Below are 21291 nucleotides of genomic sequence, written 5' to 3' on the forward strand. Positions count from 1 at the left end.
CGGCGGTGGGGGCTGGTTCTCGCCCCCTGCGCCCCTTCCCGTCCCTGGAGCTCCGCCCCAGACTCCGCTCCTCAAACGCCGGAGGGGCCAGTCCTGGCCCGTCCGGCGCTTGAGGCCGAGAAACGACTGTCAGCCGCCCAGTTCCTGGTGGCGGGCCGCCAGGCGGGAAGCGCCGTCCTGGGTGAGGGAGCCGAAGAGGCGCAGCCTGGAGATGCCTCCGTCCGGGAAGATGTCCACGCGCGCGTGGGTGGCGACAGTGGGCTCGGGGAGGGTGAAGCGGTGGTTGGTGTCGGGCTGGAGGCGGGTCCGCGGCAGGATCTCCGTCCAGTCACCGTCGTCGCCGTCCTTCACGGCCACCGACGCCCAGCCGGCGCTGTTGCCCTTCAGATACGCCGTGTCGATCTCGATCGCACGGATCTCGGACTGCGCGACCAACTGGTAGCGAATCCAGTCGTTGCCGTTGTCGCGCCGGCGACGCGTCTCCCACCCGTCGTCCATCTTGCGCGAGCGCCCGGGCTGGATGGTGTTGGTGGCGGGCGAGTAGAAGAGGTTGGAGGCGTCCTCGACCTGTCCGCCGTTCTCGAGGGCGACGACGTCGAAGGTGCCGAGGACGGACAGCCACTTGGGGTCGGGCACGACCTCGCCGTACACCCGCAGACGGGCGATACCCCCGTCGGGGTGCTGGTTGACGCGCAGATGCGTGAAGCGCTGCTCGACGGAGACGGCGAAGCCGTTCGCCGCGTGACCGCCGACCGCCGTGCGCGGGACGAGCGTCGTCCACTTCACGTCGTCCGCGAGGAGTTCCTCGGGGGAGGGCGAGCCGGGTACCGAGGCGCCCTCGACCGACACCGCCTGCGGGTAGTTGCCGCGGAAGTGAGCGGTGTCGACGACGATGCCGCGGATGACGCCGGGCGCGCCGAGGCGGACCAGCGCCCAGTCGTGGTCGTCGGACGTCGGCCACGGGTGTGCGGCCGAGGCGCCACGGCGCCGCCGCGTCTCCCAGCCGTCCATGATCTTGCCCTTGTGGCCGAAGTGCTCGGGGTCGAACTCGGCGGCCTCGGGCACCAGAAGGTTCTCGCGCTGGGCGAAGAACTCGTCGTTGGCGGCGATGACTCCGCCGCCGAGCTGCCGGTCGGCGAGGTTGGCGTACTGGGTGAAGGGGAAGTCGGCGGTGCGGTAGTCCGCGTACGGGTCGCCGCCTCCATAGGGGTTCGCGTCGCCGGTGAAACGGGACAAAACGGAGGGATGCTGCGCCGTCACGATGATCGATCTGCCTTTCGAGGGTCGGCCGCTGCGGGTGCGGTGGACGGACTACGGGTGGCGGGAGAGGAGTTGGCCGGTCGGCTCACCGAACTCTCCGTCGGCCACGATGCGTTCGCCGCGCAGCCAGGTGGATTTGATGACGCCGCTGAGGGTCTTGCCCGCGTACGCCGTGACGCGGTTGCGGTGCTGGAGCCCGGCGGGGTCCACGGTGAAGGTCTCGTCGGGCGCGAGGACCGCGAAGTCCGCGTCTCGGCCCGCCTCGATGGCGCCCTTGCGGTGGTCGAGGCCGACCAGCCGCGCGGTGCGCGAGGACATCCAGCGGACGACGTCCTCGAGGCCGTAACCGCGCGCCCGCGCCTCGGTCCAGACCGCCGACAGGCTCAGCTGCAGGCCGGAGATGCCGCCCCATGCCGTCGCGAAGTCGTCCGTCTTCAGGTCGGCCGTCGACGGCGAGTGGTCGGTGACCACGCAGTCGATGGTGCCGTCGGCCAGCGCCTGCCACAGCAGGTCCTGGTTGGCGGCCTCGCGGATGGGCGGGCAGCACTTGAACTCGCTGGCGCCGTCCGGTACTTCCTCGGCGGTCAGCGTCAGGTAGTGCGGACAGGTCTCGACCGTGAGCCGTACACCCTCGGCCTTCGCGGCGGCGATCAGCGGCAGCGCGTCGCTGGAGGACAGGTGCAGCACGTGCACGCGGGCGTTGAGGCGCTTGGCCTGGGCGATGAGGTTCTCGATGGCCGTGTCCTCGGCGTCGCGCGGGCGCGAGGCGAGGAAGTCGGCGTACTTCTGGCCGCCCTTCTGGGGGGCGGCGGCGAGGTGGTGCGGGTCTTCGGCGTGCACGATCAGCAGGCCGCCGAATCCGGCGATCTCGGCCAGCGACTGGGCGAGTTGCTCCTGGTCCAGCTCGGGGAACTCCTCGACTCCGGAGGGCGACAGGAACGCCTTGAAGCCGAAGACGCCGGCGTCGTGCAGGGGCCGCAGGTCCTTGACGTTGTCGGGCAGCGCGCCGCCCCAGAAGCCGACGTCGATGTGCGCCTTGGAGCGGGCGACGTCCTTCTTGGTGCGGAGGTTGTCGACCGTCGTCGTCGGCGGGAGGGAGTTGAGCGGCATGTCGATCAGGGTGGTGATGCCGCCGGCCGCCGCGGCGCGCGTCGCGGTCCAGAAGCCCTCCCACTCCGTGCGGCCGGGGTCGTTCACATGGACGTGGGTGTCGACGAGGCCGGGCAGCAGGACGTCGTCGCCGAAGTCCTCGAGCCGGGCACCGGCCGGTACCTCGGCGTCGTGCGCGAGCACGGCCGTGATCTTCCCGGCTGCGACCGCGACGGAGGCGGCGCGTGTCCCTTCCGGAGTAATGACGCGCGTCGAGCGCAGCACCAGTTCGACGTCGGACACCCGGACCCCTCTCTCTGCCGCTGTTGACTCCCGGTACCGCGGGTTTACTTCCGCGTAATGGAATTCAACGTTCTGTTGAAGGAGTCTTCACTCCCGCCCTCACGCCGTCAAGAGTCCACTTCTCCACTCTGCCTCTCGGGCGTCTACTCTGGACGTTTCCACAAAGCGGAATTAGAATTCCATCCTGTAGAACGTAGCTACGCACAACCTTGTGGTCAACCGACCGCCGGGTAGGCTGCCTCCCTGCCCGCCCGTCACCCGCCGCCGCCCTAATCGAGACCCTTCGGGTCGCCCCCTCGATTCTGCGCCTCGAAAGGACCGCCGCCGTGCCGCCCTCCACCGCCAGCACCACCGACGCCGCCAAAACGTCCGCTCCGAGCGGCGGTGTCCAGTCCCTTGAGCGCGCCTTCGACCTGCTCGAGCGCATGGCGGACGCCGGGGGCGAGGTCGGCCTGAGCGAGCTCTCCGCCAGCAGCGGACTGCCGCTGCCCACCATCCACCGGCTCATGCGCACGCTGGTGGCCTGCGGCTACGTACGTCAGCAGGCCAACCGCCGCTATGCGCTCGGCCCCCGGCTGATCCGCCTCGGGGAATCCGCCTCCCGGCTGCTCGGCACCTGGGCGCGCCCCTACCTGGCGCGTCTCGTCGAGGAGACCGGCGAGACCGCGAACATGGCCCTGCTCGACGGGGACGAGATCGTGTACGTCGCCCAGGTGCCGTCCAAGCACTCGATGCGCATGTTCACCGAGGTGGGCCGACGCGTCCTGCCGCACTCCACCGGCGTGGGCAAGGCCCTGCTCGCGCACACCCCGGCCGACGAGGTGCGCGCGCTGCTGGCCCGTACCGGCATGCCCGCCGCGACGGACAAGACGATCACCACGGCGGACGGCTTCCTCACCGCGCTCGAGGAGGTGCGCCGGCTCGGCTACGCGATCGACGACAACGAGCAGGAGATCGGCGTCCGCTGCCTCGCCGTTCCCGTGCCCGACTCCCCCACCGCCGCCGCCATCTCGATCTCCGGACCCGCCGGCCGCGTGACCGAGGCCGCCACGGACAAGATCGTGCCCATGCTGCAGCAGGTCGCGACGGAACTGTCCCAGGTACTGGCCAGCTCGGGCCCCGCCGCCTAGGGCGCCCCCAGCGCCGTACGGCCGACCGCCACTACCGGCGTACGGCGCTCACGAGCCGCCCGTCCGCCATCTCCCGTACCGCGTCCGCCTCCCCGAGGTGGGCGCGGTCGTGTGTCACGAGGACGGTGGCCGTGGCGCGCTCGCGGGTGAGCCGGGCCAGCAGGTCAAGGACGGCCCCGCCCCGTTCGTGGTCGAGCGCGCTGGTCGGTTCGTCGACGAGCAGCACGGATGGCTCGTTGACCAGCGCGCGGGCGATGTTGACACGCTGGCGCTGGCCGCCGGAGAGCTGGTGCGGCCGCCGGTGCGCCAGGTCGCCGAGCCCGACGGCGGCCAGCAACTCCCGTGCCCGGTTCGCCACTTGGCGGCGCCCGTCCAGATGGCCCATCACCAGGAGCTGTTCCAGCGCCGTCAGTGACGGCAGCAAGTTCGGCTGCTGGAAGACGATGCCGATCTCGCGCCGCCGCAGCACGGCCCGCTCGGAACGGCTCAGCGTGCCCGTCTCCGTACCGCCGATGAGGACGCGTCCGCACTCTGGCGTGACGAGGGTCGCGGCGACCGCGAGGAGGCTCGATTTGCCGGAGCCGGACGGGCCGACGATCGCCGTCATGGTCCCGGCCGGGACATGGAGGCCGACGCCGTCGAGAGCGGTCAGGCGGCCGTCCCCGTCCGGGTAGGTGAGGGTGATCTCGTCCAGAACGAGGCTCATCGGGCACTCCCCAGCGCGGTCAGCGGGTCGACGGCGGTGATCCGCCGGATGGACAGGCCCGCGCCGAGCGCCCCGAGGGCGACCATCACGGCGGCGGGCCCGAGGACGGTCGACGCGTCGAGGACGAACGGCACGTCGCCGCCCCGCACCAGCCCGCCGATCGCGGTGGCGAGGCCCGTGCCGAGGAGCGTCCCCGCCGTGAGCATCAGCACCGCCTGGCCGAGCGCGTCGCGCAGCAAATACGGCGTGGAGGCTCCCAGCGCCTTCAGTACGGCGATGTCGGCGGACCGCTGGATCGTCCAGACGGTGAAGAACGCCCCTATGACAAGGGCCGAGATGACGAAGAGGAATCCACGCATCAGTTGCAGCGAGCCGTTCTCGGCCCGGTAGGAGCCGATGGCGGTGAGGGCGTCGTCCATGGTGAGGGTCTGGGTGCCCGCGGCCTTGTCTGCCGCCGCGAGGCCGGCGCCGTCGGTGCGCAGGGCGATCACCGTGGCGTCGCCGGACAGCGGGGTCCACACCACCGGCGTATGGCTGTACGAGGCGTCGCCCTCGACCGCCGCGACGGTCCGCTCGGTGCCGCCGAGCCGTACCCGGTCCCCGGCCTCTGCGCGAAGGTCGGTGGCCGCCTTCTCGGAGAGCACGACGCGGCCGGGGCCGACGCCCCGCGGGGCGATCCCGGAGTCCGGCTCGACGGCGAAGGACGACACCGCGGCCGTACGGTCCCCGGCGGTGGCGTTCAGCGTGCGAATGCCGATCGGCTCCGCCGAGGTGACACCCGGCCGCTCGGCCCACGTCCGCCACGCGCGCGTGTGGAGCGAGGAGTTGGTGAACGACACCGACTGGCCGGCCGGCGGCGCGGCGAAGGCCAGGTGGTCGGCGGGCAGGCCGGTGATCGCCGAGGTGTTCTCCTCGGCGAGCCCGGCGGTCAGCCCGGACAACAGCCCCACGAGCAGGGTGATCAGCACGATCACGGCCCCCATGAGGGTGAACCGCCCCTTGGCGAACCGGAGGTCTCTCCACGCGACGAACATGCCCCCACCCTGCGGCCCGGGCGGCGTCCGAAGCATCGCGCCACGGCACGGTTCACCCGAATCGAAGGCGGGAGCGCGCGGCGACGAAGGAGGGGCCTCTCGCCATCGAAGTACGGACCCCACTTTCAACCTTTCGGTTGACCGGGGCCCGCCCGCGCCCGCCTACCCTGGAACGACCATGGACGTCCGCCGGCACTCCCCCGTCGTCGCCACCCTGCGTCTGTGTCTGTACGCACTGCTCGCGGGGCTTCTAGCGCTGGCCGCCGTTCGCTCCGGGGACAGCGCGCATCCGTCGGCCGTCGTCGTGTCCGTCCTCGCGACGGGCGCGGTGTTCGCGGTGGGCGCGTTCAGCCCGGCGGTGCGCCGGTCACGGCGTACGGCCGCGTGGTGGCTGGCTGCCTTGTGCGCGAGCTGGCTCGCGCTGCTCACCCTCTCGCCGGACGGCTTGTGGGTGGCCTTCCCGCTCTACTTCCTGCAGTTGCACCTGCTGCCCGTGCGCTGGAGCCTGCCGGCGGTCGGCCTGACCGCCGCGGCGGCCATCGCGAGCTTCCTGGCGCACGGCTCGCATCTCACGCCCGGTGCGTTCATCGGCCCGCTCCTCGGGGCCGCCGTCGCGGTCGCGACGGTCCTCGGGTACGAGGCGCTGTACCGTGAGAGCGAGCGCCGCCGTGAGCTCATCGAGGAACTCATCGCCACCCGCGCCGAGTTGGCCGACGCCGAGCGCACCGCGGGCACGCTCGCCGAGCGGGAGCGGCTGGCCCACGAGATCCACGACACCCTCGCGCAGGGCCTGTCCAGCGTCCAGCTTCTGCTGCGTGCCGCCCAGCGGCTGCTGCCCGCGGACTCCCCGGCGGCCCCGCACATCGAGCAGGCCCGCTCGACCGCCCAGGACAACCTCGCCGAGGCTCGCCGCTTCGTCCGCGCCCTCACCCCGCCCGACCTGGAGCGCGGTTCGCTCGCCGGAGCCCTGGAGCGGCTGTGCCGGTCGGGCGCCGTCGACACTCCCACGGTCCGTTTCTCGGTGAGCGGGCGTCCGGCCGCGCTTCCGACGCCGTACGAGGTGGCCCTCCTGCGCATCGCCCAGTCGGCGCTCGGCAACACCCTGCGGCACGCTCGCGCGGACCGCGCCGAGATCACCCTCAGCTTCATGGACACGACGGTCGCCCTGGACGTCGTCGACGACGGCGTCGGCTTCACCCTCGATGCCGGACGGCCGGACGGCGGCCGCGAGGACGGCGGTTTCGGTCTCCCCGCGATGCGCTCGCGCGCGGAGTCGCTGGGCGGCACGTTCACCGTCGAATCGGCGCCGGGCCAGGGCACGGCGCTGGCGGTCACACTCCCACTGCCGGTCGTCGCCGCGGGGTGGGGGCCGCGGTCCGGCGACGCGGGCGGTTCTTTGCCCACCGCCGAGGGCCGGGTGCCTTGGCCGGTCAGCGGAGAGCGGGCTTGTCACAGCGCCGACGCGGACCGGCTCCCTCCGTCGCCTACGGCGGACCGGGCCCCTTTGCACCAGGCCCGGTCCGGCGACGCGGGCGTGATCCCCGGGACCCCGCTGCCGCGTGCCGCCGGGAGGACCGTGTGAGCATTCGGCTGCTGCTCGCGGACGATCACCCCGTCGTGCGGGCCGGGCTGCGCGCCGTCCTGTCCGCGGAGCCGGACTTCGAGATCGTCGCGGAGGCGCCGACGGCGGAGGCGGCGGTGGAGCGCGCCGGGGCGGGCGGTGTGGACGTCGTCCTCATGGACCTGCAGTTCGGTCCCGGCATGCACGGCGCGCAGGCCACGGCCGCGATCACGGCGCGCGCCGGCGCGCCACGGGTCCTGGTCCTGACCACCTACGACACCGACGCGGACATCCTGGCGGCGGTGGAGGCGGGCGCCGCGGGCTATCTTCTCAAGGACGCTCCGCCCGAGGAGTTGTCCGCCGCCGTGCGCACCGCCGCCTCGGGCCACTCGGCGCTCGCCCCTACGGTCGCCGACCGCCTCATGGACCGTATGCGCACTCCCGCCGCCGCCCTCAGCCGCCGCGAACTGGAAGTCCTCGAGCTCGTCAAGGACGGCCTGTCCAACCTGCAGATCAGCAAACGGCTGTTCCTGAGCCAGGCGACGGTGAAGTCCCATCTGGTCCATATCTACGCCAAGTTGGGCGTGGACTCGCGTACGGCCGCAGTGGCGGTGGCCACGCAGCGGGGCGTCATCCGGCGGCGGGGCTAGCGCGTGTCGGCGCAGGAGCACCGGCGGCGGGTCGCCTGACCCCCGCCCGCGCTTCCCCCGCACCGCCCGCCCGGCTACCGTCGCCCGGGCGGTTCCCCGAACAGTTCCACCGCGGTGCGGACGCCGGCGAGGCCGGTCGCCAGGGCGCTGACGGAGCCGATCGCGCCCGCGATCAGGAGGAGGGAGCGGCGCAGCCGGGGAATCTCGGGGATGCCGCTGACGGCCATCGCCGCGAGGGCCGCGAGTTCGTCCTCGGCGATGACCCGGTCGGGGAACTCGGCCGGGTGTGCGGCCAGTTCACGGCGCAGCCGGGAGACGGCGGTGCGCAGTTCCGCCACCCTCGGATCTTCGTCGCTGCCGGTCACTGGCCTCTGCCCCAAGCTCCGCAACACAGCTCTCCCCCCTCGCACGCCGTTGTGCGCCGGTTCTTCCCTGTCGGGCCCCACTCCCCATGGCGGTGGTCGCACGCCGGGGGACGCGGGCCAGTAAACGCCACCCCGTGTGCCGTGCGCCACTCCGCGGACCGAAATTCAGCCCTGGGACACCACGGTGACGGGCCAGGTTCCGCAGCGCGCCGGGGCCCGGTCGGGTATGCAGGGGACATGAAGGAGAACAAAGACCAGGTGGCCGGGCTGCTGCTGGCGGCCGGCGGCGGGCGGCGCCTCGGGGGTCGCCCCAAGGCACTCCTGCCCCACCGGGGCCGGCCCCTCGTCGAACACGCGGTCGCCGTGCTGCGGGCGGGCGGCTGCGCCCGCGTCCATGTGGTCCTGGGCGCCCAGGCCGACGCCGTACGCGCGCGGGCCTCCCTGCCGGGGTGCGTCCTCGTGGACAACCCGGAGTGGGAGAAGGGCATGGGCACCTCGCTTCGGGCCGGTCTGGACTCGCTGGCGGACACGGGGGCGCGGGCCGCGCTGGTGTCGCTCGTCGATCAGCCCGGCATCGGCGCGGAGGCGGTGGCCCGGGTGCTCGGCGCCTACGAGGACGAGGAGTCGCTCGTCTCGGCCGCCTACGCGGGCGTACGCGGCCATCCCGTCCTCTTCGGCGCCTCTCACTGGGCGCCGACCGCCGCGACCGCGACGGGCGACCGGGGCGCGCGTGCCTACCTGAGGGCGCACGAGGAGGCGATCACGCTCGTCGAGTGCGGGGACGTGGCGCGGCCGTACGACATCGACACGGAGGCCGATCTGATCCACCTTGAGTGAGCGGGGTGGCACTGAGCGCCATGTTGCCTCGACTCGGAGAATCTCGACATCAACAAACCATTGAACTTCCACTATGAGGAAACTAATATCCACTGATCAGAAGCGCCCGGCTGCTCCCCGGGCGCCCACCGCCCTACCCAGGTTTACTGGCACCCGGTGCCAAGCTCGCTGAAGGAAGTGACAGCTCATGTCCGCACCAGCGCCGTCCCCGCTGGCCATCGTCGACGCCGAGCCCCTGCCCCGGCAGGAAGAGGTCCTCACCGACGCGGCCCTCGCCTTCGTGGCCGAGCTGCACCGGCTGTTCACGCCCCGGCGTGACGAGCTCCTCGCCCGCCGCGCGGAGCGCCGCGCCGAGATCGCCCGCACCTCCACGCTCGACTTCCTCCCCGAGACCGCCGCGATCCGCGCGGACGACTCCTGGAAGGTCGCCCCCGCTCCGGCCGCCCTGAACGACCGCCGCGTCGAGATCACCGGCCCCACCGACCGCAAGATGACCATCAACGCCCTCAACTCGGGCGCCAAGGTCTGGCTCGCGGACTTCGAGGACGCCTCGGCGCCCACCTGGGAGAACGTGGTCCTCGGCCAGCTGAACCTGATCGACGCGTACTCCCGGAACATCGACTTCACCGACCCGAAGTCCGGCAAGTCGTACGCCCTGAAGGCCGCCGACGAGCTCGCGACCGTCGTCATGCGCCCGCGCGGCTGGCATCTGAACGAGCGGCACCTTCGGGTCGACGGCGTCCCGGTCCCCGGCGCGCTCGTCGACTTCGGCCTGTACTTCTTCCACAACGCCCGGCGCCTGCTCGACCTCGGCAAGGGCCCGTACTTCTACCTCCCGAAGACGGAGTCGCACCTGGAGGCCCGCCTCTGGAACGACGTCTTCGTCTTCGCGCAGGACTACGTCGGCATCCCGCAGAGCACCATCCGCGCGACCGTCCTGATCGAGACGATCACGGCCGCGTACGAGATGGAGGAGATCCTCTACGAACTCCGCGATCACGCCTCCGGGCTGAACGCGGGCCGCTGGGACTACCTCTTCTCCATCGTCAAGAACTTCCGTGACGGCGGCGCCAAGTTCGTCCTGCCCGACCGCAACGCGGTGACGATGACGGCCCCGTTCATGCGCGCGTACACCGAACTCCTCGTCCGCACCTGCCACAAGCGCGGCGCGCACGCCATCGGCGGCATGGCGGCGTTCATCCCGTCGCGGCGTGACGAAGAGGTCAACAAGGTCGCCTTCGAGAAGGTCAAGGCCGACAAGGACCGTGAGGCGGGCGACGGCTTCGACGGATCGTGGGTGGCCCACCCGGACCTCGTCCCGATCGCCATGGCCTCCTTCGACGCCGTCCTCGGCGACAAGCCGAACCAGAAGGACCGCCTGCGCGAGGACGTCTCGGTCGCCGCCGGTGATCTGATCGCCGTCGACTCCCTCGACGCCAGGCCGACGTACGACGGTCTGGTCAACGCCGTCCAGGTCGGTATCCGCTACATCGAGGCCTGGCTGCGTGGCCTCGGCGCAGTCGCCATCTTCAACCTGATGGAGGACGCGGCCACGGCGGAGATCTCGCGCTCGCAGATCTGGCAGTGGATCAACGCGGGCGTCGAGTTCGAGAACGGCGAGAAGGCCACCCCCGAGCTGGCCCGCAAGGTCGCCGCCGAGGAGCTGGCGAACATCCGCGCCGAGATCGGCGAGGAGGCCTTCGCGGCGGGCAACTGGCAGCAGGCCCACGACCTGCTGCTGACCGTCGCGCTCGACGAGGACTACGCGGACTTCCTGACCCTGCCGGCGTACGAGCAGCTGGCCGGCTGAGTCAGTCCGCTGTTCTGTCCGAGTGGCCCAGGGATCTTTCCGGGGCCACTCGGTCGCGTACGAGCCTCTTCACCGCCGTCGGCTCGGGGAAACCCTGCTCGCGGCGGTCCCAGACGACCTCGTCGTCGACGCGGACGACGAAGACACCGCCCGTGCCGGGCTTGAGAGCCAGCTCGCTCAGCTCCGTCTCGAAGGTGGTGAGGAGTTCCTGCGCGAGCCAGGCGGCACGCGGCAGCCAGCGGCACTGGGTGCAGTACTCGATCTGCACACGGTGAGCGTTTTCCCTGGTCATCCGAGGTGTACCGACCAATCCTGTTCCGCCGCCGGTTTGCCGTGCAGGTCCGGGACCCGCTTGAGCCAGTCCGGCCGGCCCCGCTGGGTTGTCGCCGCGCGGTCCGCGTCCTCGGCGGCCAGCTTTTCACGGCTCGGGAAGTCCGTGGGAAGCCAGGCCGCGGACGCCTTCACCCGGGCGAGGAGGTAGCCGACGTACGCCTCGCGGGCCTCGGCGGGGCCGGCGAAACCGGGCTCTTCGGCGAGCCAGGCGTCCGGCACCTCGGCCGTGACCTCGCGCAGCAGCTCCTCGGTCACCTTGGGCGCGAGCTCGGCGTCCGCCGCCCGGGTGTCCGGGGCGTAGCCGCCGAGAGCGTGGCGCCGGAAGTCGTACGCCTTCTCCGGTGACGAGGCGTCCCAGCGGTGATGGAAGACGAGGGCGGCGCCGTGGTCGATCAGCCACAGCCGCGGGGGCGCGATGCCGAAGGTGGGCCAGATCATCAGGTTCGAACTGTGCACCGTGCGGTCCACGTTGACGGTGAGGGCGTCCAGCCAGATCACCTTGCCCGCCTCCACCGGGTCGACGGTGAACGTCTTGGCGATCTCCGGTGTGAAGTCCTTCGCGCCCGGCAGATAGTCCATGCCGAGGTTCAGCCCGGCGCTGGCCCGGAGCAGGTCCCGCACCTCCTGGTGGGGCTCGTGCTCGCCGACCGCCGGGTCGAAGTGCACGAGGACCAGCTCGGGGAACCGCAGTCCGAGGGCGCGCGCCAGCTCACCGACGATCACCTCGGCGACCAATGCCTTGCGGCCCTGCGCGGAGCCGGTGAACTTCACGACGTACGTCCCCAGGTCGTCGGCCTCGACGACGCCGGGCACGGAGCCGCCCGCCCTCAGCGGGGTCACGTATCGAACAGCGGTCACGTCGCGCAGCACACCGGCCACTGTAATTCAGCCGGTCGTCCGGCCCATCGGCATTTTCGGCGCCCCCGTCCGGGCCAGCGGGTTGGGCAGCGGTACATACCGCGCGTCCGCGCCGTCCGCGCCCGTCCAGCGCAGCAGGAGGTTCGTCTTGCCGGGGAGGGTGGGCGAGGACAGCAGCCGCGCGATCTCAGGCAGGCTCCGCTCGCTGTCGTACCCGGTCAGCTCCTGTCGTACGGCGGGCCACGGGTCGACTCCCGGACACCGCTCGGCGAGCAGGTCCGCGAGCTCGGAGAGGTGGTTGACCAGCAGGCAGTACACCAGCCGCTCCCATCCGGCCGCCCGGCTCACCTCGGGGAGCAGCTTCACGCCCTCGGCGTCCCGGAACAGCGCCTGGACGGGCATGCCGTCGCTGTCGACGGCCACCAGGGTGTTCTGCAGATGCGCCTCGACCACGACTCCGTGGCGCGCGAACACGTCCAGGACCGGCGGTACGACCTGGCGCAGATACGCCCCCCACCAGGCGCCGGGGTCGGTGAGCAGGTCCAGGGGGCTGCCGTCGAAGCCCTCCACCAGGGCTGCGGCCAGCAGCGGAGTCGCGCCGGGGACGAGATGGTCGCGCAGTCCGTCGCGGACGAGGACGGCGAGTTCCTCGAAGGCGAAGTCGGCGGTGCGGTAGCCGCGGTCGCTCAGCCAGGCGGCCGGGCCGTGCCGGTCCGCGAAGGCCGAGGCGGTCGCCGCGTCCGTGCGGCGCATTTTCCGCAGGTCGTGCCGCCACAGCCGGCGAATATCGTTGGTGATGCGCACGTCGAGGCTGAACTTCAGGAACAGATCGTCCTCGGGGGCGTACAAGGTGCGGATGGCAGCCGTTGGCCGGAGCGGGCGCGCCGTGCGCCCCAGTCGCTTGAGCCGGCCGTCCGTGAAGGCGTCGCGGATCTCCGGGCGGCCGCCGACCAGGTCCAGCTGCCAGGGGTGGGCGGGCAGCAGCCGGTAGCCGGGCGGGGCCTGGCCGAGCGTGTCCAACGCCGTCGTGTCGCCCTCCTCGACGACCGCGTCCTCGCGCACCGCGAGCAGTTCGAGCGGGAAACGCGCGTACGCCTCGGGCGCATAGGGCAGCCAGCCGGCGACCGGTCCCCCGCCGCGGGCCTTGGGAGCGGGGTGGTGGGGGTGCCCGATGATCAGGGACTGCTCGGAGCGCAGATACGGGTCGTCGGGCGGTGACGTGCGCGCGCGTGCGGTGAGCAGCGCGGCCACCGCGTCGCGGCTGTCGAGCATCTCGGCGGGCAGCTCGGAGTTGGCCAGGCCGGTGTGCCGGCGCAGTTCCTCGGCGGTGAGTTTGACCAGCTCGGGATGGGTGAGCCGGTGCCAGGAGCCGCCCGCGTACACCTCGGGTTCGGTGGGGCGCCGCGTGCCCCGCACGCGCAGCAGCCGGCCGCCGGGGCCGAGCCGGTACACGCCGGGGGTCTCGGTGAGCTCTCCCAGCTCCCGCAGGAGACAATTGAGCAGAGGCGCGGCGGCGTAAGCGTCGGCGGCCGCTGCGACGTCGTCCGCGGGGGGGATGGGGTGCATGGAGTCCACGCGATCCATTCGTTCCATACGGTGCACTGGTGATCAGTATGTCTGTCGTCGCCGGCAGGCGCGACGCAGTCCCCGTACCCGAGGAGCCCGATCGTGCACCGTCCTTCCCGGCCCGAGGCCGAGTTCGCCGCCGAGCTGGGCGCCGTACGTCCCGACCTGTCGGCGCCGTACGCGGACGCGCTGCCCGGTGCGCGGGCCGCGGTGCTGTCCCGGCTGTGGCGTGCGCTCGCGTATGAGCCGCTGGCCTGGGTCGCGCGCCGCGAGCGGGGACGGGACGGGCTCGCCCTCCGCCTGAGGGACGGTCGCCGACTGCACGGGCCGCACGCGGACCCGTACGCCACCACCGCGTACGCGACCGAGGTACGGCTCGACGGGCGGCCCTACGACCACCCGGCGCGGCTGATGGAGGACCTCGCGGTCGCGCACGGGTCCGCCTTCGCCGCCGAACTAGACAACAGCGTGGTGTCCTTGGCCCTGTCCCGCGCGGGTCAGGCGACCTTCGGGGAGCCGGCGGAGTCCGCGACGAGCCTCGGATGGGAGCAGCGAGTCGTCGACGGGCATCCGTACCACCCCAACTGCCGTTCACGGCCCGGATTCTCGGTGGCCGAGCAGCTCGCGTACGCGCCGGAGCACCGCCCGGCGGTGGAGCTGGGGCTGATGCCCGCGGAGGACTGTCTCGTCACGGGCGAGTGGCCGAAGTGGCTGCGGGACGGGGAGCGGGTGCTGATTCCGGTCCACCCCTGGCAGGCTGCTCATGTGCTCGACGGTCCGGTCCAGGAAGGGTTCGCCGCCCACCCGTTGATGTCGCTGCGCACGCTCGCCCTGCCGGACGGCCCGCACGTGAAGACCGCGCTGAGCGCCCGGCTGACCTCCTCGGTGCGGGACATCTCGGTGTACTCGGTCGAGACGGCCGAGACCGTCTCCGCGTTCATGGAGAAGGTGACCGAGCGTCTCGACCTGCCGCTGCACGTCACCCGCACGCTCGGCGCGGCCAGCGCCAACGCCCCTGATCTGGCGGCGGTGTTGAGGGAGCCACCCGACGCGTACGCGGCGCCGGGCGAGCGGGTCGTCCCGGTGGCCGCCCTCCCGCTGACCGCCCTGCCCGAACATCCCGGCCGGCTCGCCGAGTTCACCCGGCTCGTCCTCACCGTGGGTCTGCGACTGCTCGAGGCGGGCGTGGCTTTGGAGGCGCACGGGCAGAATCTGCTCGTGGTCCTCGACCACGTCGGCGCCCCGGTCCGGCTCGTCTACCGCGACCTGGCCGACATCCGCGTCAGCCCGGCGCGTCTGGCCCGCCACGGTATCCCGGTCCCTGCCCTCTCGGGCCGTATCGTCACGGACGACGAGACCACCCTGCGCCGCAAGCTCTTCGGCTCCCTCGTCGGCGGCACGCTGGGTGCGACGGCCGGCTCGACGGCCGCGCTGCGCGAGGCCCTGGAGAAGGTCGTACGAGATCTGCCGGGCACCCCGGACCTGCCCGCCCTCCTCGAACAACCGCTTCCCACGAAGGCGCTGACCTTGATGCGGCTGTCGCCCGGCACGCCTGGTGACAGCTGGACTCAGCTGCCGAATCCGCTTGCCGTTCCCGGCTCGGCCACCCTCTCGTTTTGAAGCGCGGCACCTTTGATCAATAAGATCCGCCGATGATCACAAGACAACGGCTGGCGGCAGGAGTCTGCTCCCTGCTCGCCGCCCTGACGGCCGGAATCGCCTTCCCGGCCGGAGCGGTCGCCGACGAAACGGCGGAGCAGGCCGCTCCCAAGGTCGAACTCGTGCTGGACGTCAGCGGTTCGATGCGGGCGACGGACATCGACGGCGGGTCGCGGATGGCCGCGGCCAAGCAGGCGTTCAACGAAGTGCTCGACGCTACGCCCGAGGAGGTGCAGCTCGGCATCCGTACACTCGGCGCCAACTACCGCGGCAACGACCGGAAGACGGGCTGCAAGGACACGGCTCAGCTGTATCCGGTGGGGACCTTGGACCGCACCGAGGCGAAGACCGCCGTGGCGACCCTCACACCCACCGGCTGGACGCCGATCGGCCCCGCGCTGCTCAAGGCGGCCGACGACCTCGACGCGGGCGAAGGCACCCGCCGTATCGTGCTGATCAGCGACGGCGAGGACACCTGCCAGCCGCTCGACCCGTGCGAGGTGGCCCGCGAGATCGCGGCCAAGGGCATCGGCCTCACCATCGACACGCTCGGTCTGGTGCCGGACGCCAAGACCCGCGACCAGCTCAGCTGCATCGCGGACGCCACCGGCGGCACCTACACCTCCGTGCAGCACAAGGAGGAACTTGCCGACCGGGTAGGCCAGTTGGTGGACCGGGCCGCCGATCCGGTGGTGACGCCGGTCGCCGTGGAGGGCGCCGCCGAGTGCGCCAAGGCGCCCGCGCTGAAGTCGGGGCTCTACACCGACCGTGAGGAGTTCGCGCAGCACCGCTGGTACCGCGTGGAGGTCGAGCCGGGCCGGGAGCTGCGGGCCTCGGTGAGCGTCGGGGCGGACCGCGAAGTCAACCCGGACTACGGGGTGTTGCTGCGGGCCGTCACCGTGCAAGGACGGGAGATCGTCCGCGGCGAGGCGGCGGGCAACGGCCGCACCGACGTCATCTCGACCGGGCTGCGCTACCCGAAGGCCGACAGCGACGACGGGGACGCCACCGCCGAGACGGTGTGCCTCCAGGTGTCCAACTCCTTCTCGGCGGCCGCCGGCGTGAAGACCACGCCCGGACTGCCGCTGGAGCTGACGGTCGACGTCGTCGACGGGCCCGACCAGGCAGGCGACGTGGCCTCGTTCGGCCTCGGACGCGGCTGGTGGCTGCTCGGCGCCCTCGTGCTCACCGGCTTCCTCGCGGGTGTGCTGTGGGGCTGGATCTCGCGCTGGCGTGTCGCGGTCTGGAGGACCAACTGATGCGTATTCGACGTGTGTTGACCGCGACACTGTTCATGGTCGGTGTCGCCGTGACGCCCGCCGTCGCCGACTCCTCGCCCTCGGCGAGCCCGTCGGGCGACGGGGGCGCGCCCACCGAGGCCGGTACGTCGTTCCGTACGGCGACCGAGATCGAGCAGGGGCAGCAGGCCACCGCCAGCGGGTCCACGGGTGACTACCTGTACTGGTCGTTCCCCGCGGATGCCGGACAACGGCCCACCGTGAAGGCGACGGTGAAGCTGCCCGAGGCCTCGACGCGGAACACCGCCGAGACCTGGCAGCTCGATGTGTACGACGGGCTGCGACGCCGCCAGGCATGCCAGTACGGGGCGCAGACGCGGACCGCGGCGCGTGACGCGGCCACCGTGGACCTGTCCTGCACCCTGCGCACCGTCCGCGCCTGGTCGGAGACCTGGGCCGACGACCCGCTGCCGGGCACGTACTACGTCCGGCTGACCGCCACGGGGCTCGGGGCGTCCGAACTGGGCCTGCCGGTGAGCGCCGAGGTCAAGGTGGACTCCCAGGACATCGGCGGCTCGGCGGCCGTCGACGGCTCGCTCGCCAAGCCGCTGGTGCCGGGCATCGCGACGACCGCCGAGAAGTCCGCCTCCGGCTCGGACTCCTCGACGGCCGCGCTGTCCTCGCTCGAACCCGACGACGGCTGGACCTCCGGCTGGTGGTCCGACCGCTGGGTGTGGACCGCGATCGGCGGCGTCCTCGCGGCGCTCGCGGGCATCGGCGGGTACGCGCTGACGCGGGGGACGGGCCGCCCGTCGCGGGCCTGAGACGTCACAACGCCGGACGGGCAAGGATTCAGCCCGTCCGGCGTTTGAGGACGAGCAAGGATTCAGCCCGTCCGGCGATTGAGGACGAGCGCGAAGCGCGACAGCGGGGGTCTGGGGGCGGCAGCCACCAGGTAGGGGACGGGTAGGGGCGGAGGGGGCGAAACCCGCTCCGGTCACACCTCCCGCAGCACCTTGGCCAACGTGCCCTCCCCCGTCACCTCCACCCGCCCCGCACGCACCGCGTCCAGCAGACCCAACGCACCGCGGCTCACGGCCTCACACGTCTCCGTGTCGAGCGACAGCCAGACATCCGGCTCCTCAGGGGCCGGCCCGTCCCCGTACACGGGCCCGTCCCCGGCGCCCAGCCACACATGGAACTCCCCCTCCTCCAGGCGGACTTCCACCAGGCCCTCACCCTCCAGCCCGCGCAGCACCGGCAACGCGAACCAGTGAGCCCGCACCGCATCGGTGGGCCGTCGCTCCCCCAGCACGGGCGCACCCCACTCGCCGAGGGCCTGCAGCACGGGCAGCAACTCCCGCCCCCGCTCGGTGAGTTCATAGACGTACGCCGCCCCCGGCGGGGGAAGACGCCGCCGACTGGTCAGCCCGTCGCGCTCCATGTCCTTGAGCCGGGAGGCAAGAACATCCGTGCTGACGCCCGGCAGATCGGCGTGCAGATCGGTGTAGCGGCGCGGCCCGCCGAGCAGTTCACGGACGATCAGAAGGGTCCACCGGTCACCGACGGCGTCGAGGGCCCGGGCGGCGGAACAGTACTGGTCGTAGCTTCGGCGAGGTGACATGCGACGCAGTCTAGCTATCTTGTTGGACTTTCCAAGCGTCCACTTGGTAAAACCAAGCATCACCACTCACCGGAGGGCGCAGCGCATGGAGTTCCGGCAGTCGAGCAAGCTCAGCGAGGTCTGTTACGAGATCCGCGGCCCGGTGATCGAGCACGCCGACGCACTGGAGGCGGCAGGCCACAGCGTGCTGCGCCTCAACACCGGCAACCCCGCACTCTTCGGCTTCGAGGCACCGGAGGAGATCCTCCAGGACATGATCCGGATGCTGCCCAGGGCGCACGGCTACACGGACTCGCGCGGCGTCCTCTCAGCCCGCCGTGCCGTCGCCCAGCGCTACCAGGACCGGGGCCTGGAGGTCGGCGTGGACGACGTATTCCTCGGCAACGGCGTCTCCGAGCTCGTCTCCATGGCCGTCCAGGCGCTCGTCGAGGACGGCGACGAAGTCCTCATCCCCGCGCCGGACTTTCCGCTCTGGACGGCCGTCACCACCCTCGCGGGCGGCAAGGCGGTGCACTACCTCTGCGACGAACAGTCCGACTGGTACCCGGACTTGGCCGACATGGCGGCGAAGATCACCGACCGGACGCGCGCGGTCGTCATCATCAACCCCAACAACCCGACGGGCGCGGTCTATCCGAAGGAGATCGTCGAGGGCATCCTCGACCTCGCCCGCCGCCACGGCCTGATGGTGTTCGCCGACGAGATCTACGACCAGATCCTGTACGACGACGCCGTGCACCACTCGGCCGCCGCCCTCGCCCCCGATCTGGTGGTCCTCACCTTCTGCGGACTGTCGAAGACGTACCGCGTCGCCGGATTCCGCTCCGGCTGGCTGGTCGTCACCGGTCCGAAGCAGCACGCGCGCAGCTATCTGGAGGGGCTGACGATGCTCGCCTCCATGCGGCTGTGCGCCAACGCTCCCGCCCAGTACGCCATTCAGGCCGCACTCGGCGGCCGCCAGTCCATCCACGAGCTGACCGGCCCCGGCGGCCGCCTGCGCGAACAGCGCGACCGCGCCTGGGAGAAGCTCAACGAGATCCCCGGCGTCTCGTGCGTGAAGCCGAAGGGCGCGCTGTACGCGTTCCCGCGCATCGACCCAGAGGTGCACCGGATCCACGACGACGAGAAGTTCGTCCTGGACCTGCTGCTCCGCGAGAAGATCCAGGTCGTCCAGGGCACCGGCTTCAACTGGCCCCGCCCCGACCACTTCCGCATCCTCACCCTCCCGCACGCCGACGACCTGGACGCGGCGATCAGCCGGATCGGACGGTTCCTGAGCGGGTACCGGCAGTAGGGCGGGTACGGCGGCAGGGCCGACCGGCTCAGCCGCCGCTGCGGCCCGCCCCGACCGATGTCACCGTACGGAGGGACACAACCGTACGACGGGACAGAAAGGGTGCGGCGATGGGTGACCTTCTCCTCGTACGGCACGGTGAGACCGAGTGGTCGTTGTCCGGGCGGCACACGGGGTCGACCGATGTGGAACTGACCGACAACGGGCGGGAGCAGGCGCGCAGGCTGGCTCCGCTGATCGCGCGGCATCACATCGCGGCGGCCTTCGTCAGCCCGATGCGGCGGGCGCGGGAGACGGCAACGCTGGCCGGCATCGGCGGAGTCCGCGTCGACGCGGACCTGTCCGAGTGGGACTACGGCGGGTACGAGGGAATCACCACCGTCGAGATCCACCGGGAGCGACCCGACTGGTTCCTGTTCACGGACGGCGTCACGGCCGGGCCTCCCGAGCACCCCGGGGAGAGCCCGGACCAGGTCGGGGGGCGGGCGGAACGGATGCTGGCCAAGATCGACGCGGCGCTCGCCGAGGCGGAGGGCAGTGTGGTCGTCGTCTCGCACGGGCACTTCCTGCGGGTGCTGACCGCGCGCCGGCTCGGGCTGCCCGCCTCGGCCGGTGCCCTGTTCCAGCTCGGCACCGGGACGATGAGCCGGCTCAGCACGGAGCACCGCCGCCATGTGGTGGCCGGCTGGAATGTCAGACCCGACGCGTACTGTTCCCATGAGCCGCTCTCCCCGGCGGGACAGGGGTCCGAGGAGCAGTGCGAGGAGCGCTGACGGGCGGCTGAGCGAGCCGCCGTGAGTCGAGCGGCGGCGGGAGGGAGCGCGCCGTGACACGACCGCCGACCGCGGCGCAGCGGCGCGTCATCGATGCCGCCGATCCCGTGACCGGGCGGCTGAGGGGCACGGAGGCCCAGCTCGCCGCGCTGGTGACGCGCGGGCTCGCCTTCCGGCATCCCCGGCCGCCGCACGACCATTTTCTGACGCCCGCCGGGCATCGCCTGCGCGAGGCGCCGGAACCGGCCCCAGCCGTGGAGGCTCCCGCTCCGGCCGAGACCGGCGTGTTCGCCGCGCGAATCGGCGGCGAGGAGGCGACCGACGCCGGGCCCGCGCGCCTACGCGAGGTGCACAGCGCCTGGCAGGGGCTCCTGGAGCTGCGCCGGATGACCAATCCGGGCGGTGACGTCGACCGACCGTGCGGGTGGGAGCGTACGCATCTGGTGCGGGCCGCCGCGCTCGCCCTCGAGGCGGCGGGGCACCGGCCCGCGGCGGCCGAGGGCGGTGGCTACCGCGTGCGGGCGACACCCCAGCCGGAGGCCGTCGCCGTGCGCGAGTCCGACCAGGCGGCGCTGCGGGCCTGCGCGGCCACGCTGGAGAAGGCGGGCTGGCAGGTCGGCGAGCACACCGAGCCGCGCACCGGGGCCCGGTATGTGCTGGCTTCGCCGCGACGGATATGAGGGGCCGGAATGCCTTGCGGTACAAGGGAGTTGGAAGGAATCACGTCCTTGACCGCCGTTGAAGGGGAAGTCGTGACAGAGCCGTTTTCCGTCGCAGTGACCGTCCGGGGGTACGAGACGGATGTGCTGGGGCACCTCAACCAGAGCGTCTATCTCCAGTACGCCGAGCACGCACGCTGGTGCATGCTGCAAGCGGCCGGGATCGGCCAGAGCGAACTGATCGGCAAGGGCGTGGGCCCAGTGGTCCTGGAGACGACCATCCACTATCTGCGGGAGCTGCGCGCGGGCGACGAGGTCGAGGTGACGTGCGGTTTCGTCTGGGGCGAGGGCAAGACCTTCCGCGTCCAGCAGACGATACGGAAGACGGACGGCACGCCGGCCGCCGAGGTGACGGCGGTCGGGGGCCTGCTGGACCTCAAGGAACGCAGGCTGGTCGCCGACGCGCGCGAGTACTTCCGCGCGCTGGCCGCCGACCCGCGGATGTTCGGGCTCTGAGGTCCCGCGGAGCAGGCCTCACCTCG

Annotated in this window: 20 protein-coding genes and 1 pseudogene; 12 read left to right on the plus strand and 9 right to left on the minus strand. The window is 71.9% G+C overall.

All coding sequences use genetic code 11. The annotated features are described in order from the left end of the window. Positions 1-129: 129 nt before the first annotated feature. Positions 130-1260: an allantoicase gene (alc, locus tag AB0D27_RS14805; RefSeq protein WP_362507359.1), complete on the minus strand. Its 1131-nt coding sequence runs from the start codon at positions 1258-1260 to the stop codon at positions 130-132. A gap of 51 nt (positions 1261-1311) precedes the next feature. Further along, a complete protein-coding gene (allB, locus tag AB0D27_RS14810) occupies positions 1312-2652 on the minus strand; it encodes an allantoinase AllB (protein ID WP_362507362.1) in 1341 nt (446 codons plus the stop codon). A 326-nt stretch (positions 2653-2978) separates the two neighbouring features. Between allB and AB0D27_RS14815 the strand changes: the two genes are divergently transcribed. After that, a complete protein-coding gene (locus AB0D27_RS14815; RefSeq protein ID WP_362507365.1) occupies positions 2979-3782 on the plus strand; it encodes an IclR family transcriptional regulator in 804 nt (267 codons plus the stop codon). Between the two features lie 31 nt (positions 3783-3813). Here AB0D27_RS14815 and AB0D27_RS14820 read toward each other — a convergent pair whose 3' ends face one another. Together AB0D27_RS14820 and AB0D27_RS14825 are read right to left on the minus strand one after the other, a co-directional pair. Then, complete coding sequence (locus AB0D27_RS14820) at positions 3814-4488, minus strand: ABC transporter ATP-binding protein (RefSeq protein WP_362507368.1); 675 nt, start codon at positions 4486-4488, stop codon at positions 3814-3816. Beyond that, positions 4485-5522, minus strand: a complete 1038-nt coding sequence (locus AB0D27_RS14825) for an ABC transporter permease (protein ID WP_362507371.1) — start codon at positions 5520-5522, stop codon at positions 4485-4487. The genes AB0D27_RS14820 and AB0D27_RS14825 overlap by 4 nt, the downstream gene beginning before the upstream one ends. 178 nt (positions 5523-5700) lie before the next feature. On the opposite strand from AB0D27_RS14825, the pseudogene AB0D27_RS14830 reads away from it, so the two are divergent. Both AB0D27_RS14830 and AB0D27_RS14835 read left to right on the plus strand, forming a co-directional pair. Further along, a pseudogene (locus AB0D27_RS14830) lies at positions 5701-6873 on the plus strand (sensor histidine kinase); the annotation flags it as partial. A 227-nt stretch (positions 6874-7100) separates the two neighbouring features. Beyond that, entirely contained in the window at positions 7101-7733 is a 633-nt protein-coding gene (locus AB0D27_RS14835; protein ID WP_362507374.1) for a response regulator transcription factor, read from the plus strand. Between the two features lie 74 nt (positions 7734-7807). Here the strand turns inward: AB0D27_RS14835 and AB0D27_RS14840 are convergent, their stop codons facing one another. Continuing rightward, positions 7808-8098 carry a DUF5955 family protein gene (locus AB0D27_RS14840; protein ID WP_362507377.1) on the minus strand — a complete coding sequence of 97 codons (291 nt, stop codon included), beginning with the start codon at positions 8096-8098 and terminating at the stop codon, positions 7808-7810. 237 nt (positions 8099-8335) lie between these two features. Here AB0D27_RS14840 and AB0D27_RS14845 point away from each other — a divergent pair, with 237 nt between their 5' ends. Both AB0D27_RS14845 and aceB read left to right on the plus strand, forming a co-directional pair. After that, positions 8336-8935 carry a nucleotidyltransferase family protein gene (locus tag AB0D27_RS14845; protein ID WP_362507380.1) on the plus strand — a complete coding sequence of 200 codons (600 nt, stop codon included), beginning with the start codon at positions 8336-8338 and terminating at the stop codon, positions 8933-8935. A 187-nt stretch (positions 8936-9122) separates the two neighbouring features. Beyond that, the gene (aceB, locus tag AB0D27_RS14850; RefSeq protein WP_362507383.1) at positions 9123-10745 is read left to right on the plus strand and encodes a malate synthase A; all 1623 of its coding nucleotides are present in this window, start codon (positions 9123-9125) and stop codon (positions 10743-10745) included. A 1-nt stretch (position 10746) separates the two neighbouring features. Here the strand turns inward: aceB and AB0D27_RS14855 are convergent, their stop codons facing one another. From AB0D27_RS14855 to AB0D27_RS14865, 3 genes are read right to left on the minus strand one after another with little or no spacing between them, the layout of a single operon-like run. After that, positions 10747-11037 carry a SelT/SelW/SelH family protein gene (locus AB0D27_RS14855; RefSeq protein WP_362507386.1) on the minus strand — a complete coding sequence of 97 codons (291 nt, stop codon included), beginning with the start codon at positions 11035-11037 and terminating at the stop codon, positions 10747-10749. Then, on the minus strand, positions 11034-11948 hold the full coding sequence (locus AB0D27_RS14860) for a HipA family kinase (protein WP_362507389.1): 915 nt from the start codon (positions 11946-11948) through the stop codon (positions 11034-11036). Before AB0D27_RS14860 ends, AB0D27_RS14855 begins: the two co-directional genes overlap by 4 nt. A 15-nt stretch (positions 11949-11963) precedes the next feature. After that, positions 11964-13529 carry an IucA/IucC family protein gene (locus AB0D27_RS14865; RefSeq protein WP_362507392.1) on the minus strand — a complete coding sequence of 522 codons (1566 nt, stop codon included), beginning with the start codon at positions 13527-13529 and terminating at the stop codon, positions 11964-11966. A gap of 75 nt (positions 13530-13604) precedes the next feature. Here AB0D27_RS14865 and AB0D27_RS14870 point away from each other — a divergent pair, with 75 nt between their 5' ends. Genes AB0D27_RS14870 through AB0D27_RS14880 form a run of 3 tightly spaced genes read left to right on the plus strand, consistent with a single transcriptional unit; the run spans position 13605 to position 17223 of the window. Further along, complete coding sequence (locus AB0D27_RS14870) at positions 13605-15122, plus strand: IucA/IucC family protein (protein ID WP_362507395.1); 1518 nt, start codon at positions 13605-13607, stop codon at positions 15120-15122. Between the two features lie 32 nt (positions 15123-15154). Continuing rightward, positions 15155-16420, plus strand: a complete 1266-nt coding sequence (locus AB0D27_RS14875; protein ID WP_362507398.1) for a VWA domain-containing protein — start codon at positions 15155-15157, stop codon at positions 16418-16420. Beyond that, complete coding sequence (locus AB0D27_RS14880; protein WP_362507401.1) at positions 16420-17223, plus strand: hypothetical protein; 804 nt, start codon at positions 16420-16422, stop codon at positions 17221-17223. Before AB0D27_RS14875 ends, AB0D27_RS14880 begins: the two co-directional genes overlap by 1 nt. A gap of 173 nt (positions 17224-17396) precedes the next feature. Here AB0D27_RS14880 and AB0D27_RS14885 read toward each other — a convergent pair whose 3' ends face one another. Next, positions 17397-18023 (minus strand): helix-turn-helix domain-containing protein, encoded by a 627-nt coding sequence (locus tag AB0D27_RS14885; protein ID WP_362507404.1) that lies wholly within the window; start codon positions 18021-18023, stop codon positions 17397-17399. A gap of 85 nt (positions 18024-18108) precedes the next feature. On the opposite strand from AB0D27_RS14885, the gene AB0D27_RS14890 reads away from it, so the two are divergent. The 4 genes from AB0D27_RS14890 to AB0D27_RS14905 all read left to right on the plus strand — a co-directional run bounded on the left by AB0D27_RS14890 (position 18109) and on the right by AB0D27_RS14905 (position 21265). Continuing rightward, the gene (locus tag AB0D27_RS14890; RefSeq protein WP_362507407.1) at positions 18109-19317 is read left to right on the plus strand and encodes a pyridoxal phosphate-dependent aminotransferase; all 1209 of its coding nucleotides are present in this window, start codon (positions 18109-18111) and stop codon (positions 19315-19317) included. A gap of 110 nt (positions 19318-19427) precedes the next feature. Then, entirely contained in the window at positions 19428-20090 is a 663-nt protein-coding gene (locus AB0D27_RS14895) for a histidine phosphatase family protein (protein ID WP_362507410.1), read from the plus strand. 53 nt (positions 20091-20143) lie between these two features. Then, complete coding sequence (locus AB0D27_RS14900; protein ID WP_362507413.1) at positions 20144-20770, plus strand: hypothetical protein; 627 nt, start codon at positions 20144-20146, stop codon at positions 20768-20770. Positions 20771-20842: 72 nt separating this feature from the next. Then, positions 20843-21265: an acyl-CoA thioesterase gene (locus tag AB0D27_RS14905; RefSeq protein ID WP_362507416.1), complete on the plus strand. Its 423-nt coding sequence runs from the start codon at positions 20843-20845 to the stop codon at positions 21263-21265. Positions 21266-21291: the final 26 nt, after the last annotated feature.

It is taken from the genome of Streptomyces sp. NPDC048415, assembly GCF_040651675.1.
In the GTDB taxonomy this organism is placed as follows: Bacteria; Actinomycetota; Actinomycetes; order Streptomycetales; family Streptomycetaceae; genus Streptomyces.

What these genes read in the sequence shown, in the direction of transcription:
- AB0D27_RS14890 (WP_362507407.1), top strand. Translation starts at nt 18,109, where the DNA reads ATGGAGTTCCGGCAGTCGAGCAAGCTCAGCGAGGTCTGTTACGAGATC.
- AB0D27_RS14825 (WP_362507371.1), bottom strand. Translation starts at nt 5,522, where the DNA reads ATGTTCGTCGCGTGGAGAGACCTCCGGTTCGCCAAGGGGCGGTTCACC.
- AB0D27_RS14845 (WP_362507380.1), top strand. Translation starts at nt 8,336, where the DNA reads ATGAAGGAGAACAAAGACCAGGTGGCCGGGCTGCTGCTGGCGGCCGGC.
- AB0D27_RS14880 (WP_362507401.1), top strand. Translation starts at nt 16,420, where the DNA reads ATGCGTATTCGACGTGTGTTGACCGCGACACTGTTCATGGTCGGTGTC.
- AB0D27_RS14865 (WP_362507392.1), bottom strand. Translation starts at nt 13,529, where the DNA reads ATGGAACGAATGGATCGCGTGGACTCCATGCACCCCATCCCCCCCGCG.
- AB0D27_RS14885 (WP_362507404.1), bottom strand. Translation starts at nt 18,023, where the DNA reads ATGTCACCTCGCCGAAGCTACGACCAGTACTGTTCCGCCGCCCGGGCC.
- AB0D27_RS14875 (WP_362507398.1), top strand. Translation starts at nt 15,155, where the DNA reads ATGATCACAAGACAACGGCTGGCGGCAGGAGTCTGCTCCCTGCTCGCC.
- AB0D27_RS14895 (WP_362507410.1), top strand. Translation starts at nt 19,428, where the DNA reads ATGGGTGACCTTCTCCTCGTACGGCACGGTGAGACCGAGTGGTCGTTG.
- aceB (WP_362507383.1), top strand. Translation starts at nt 9,123, where the DNA reads ATGTCCGCACCAGCGCCGTCCCCGCTGGCCATCGTCGACGCCGAGCCC.
- AB0D27_RS14855 (WP_362507386.1), bottom strand. Translation starts at nt 11,037, where the DNA reads ATGACCAGGGAAAACGCTCACCGTGTGCAGATCGAGTACTGCACCCAG.
- AB0D27_RS14820 (WP_362507368.1), bottom strand. Translation starts at nt 4,488, where the DNA reads ATGAGCCTCGTTCTGGACGAGATCACCCTCACCTACCCGGACGGGGAC.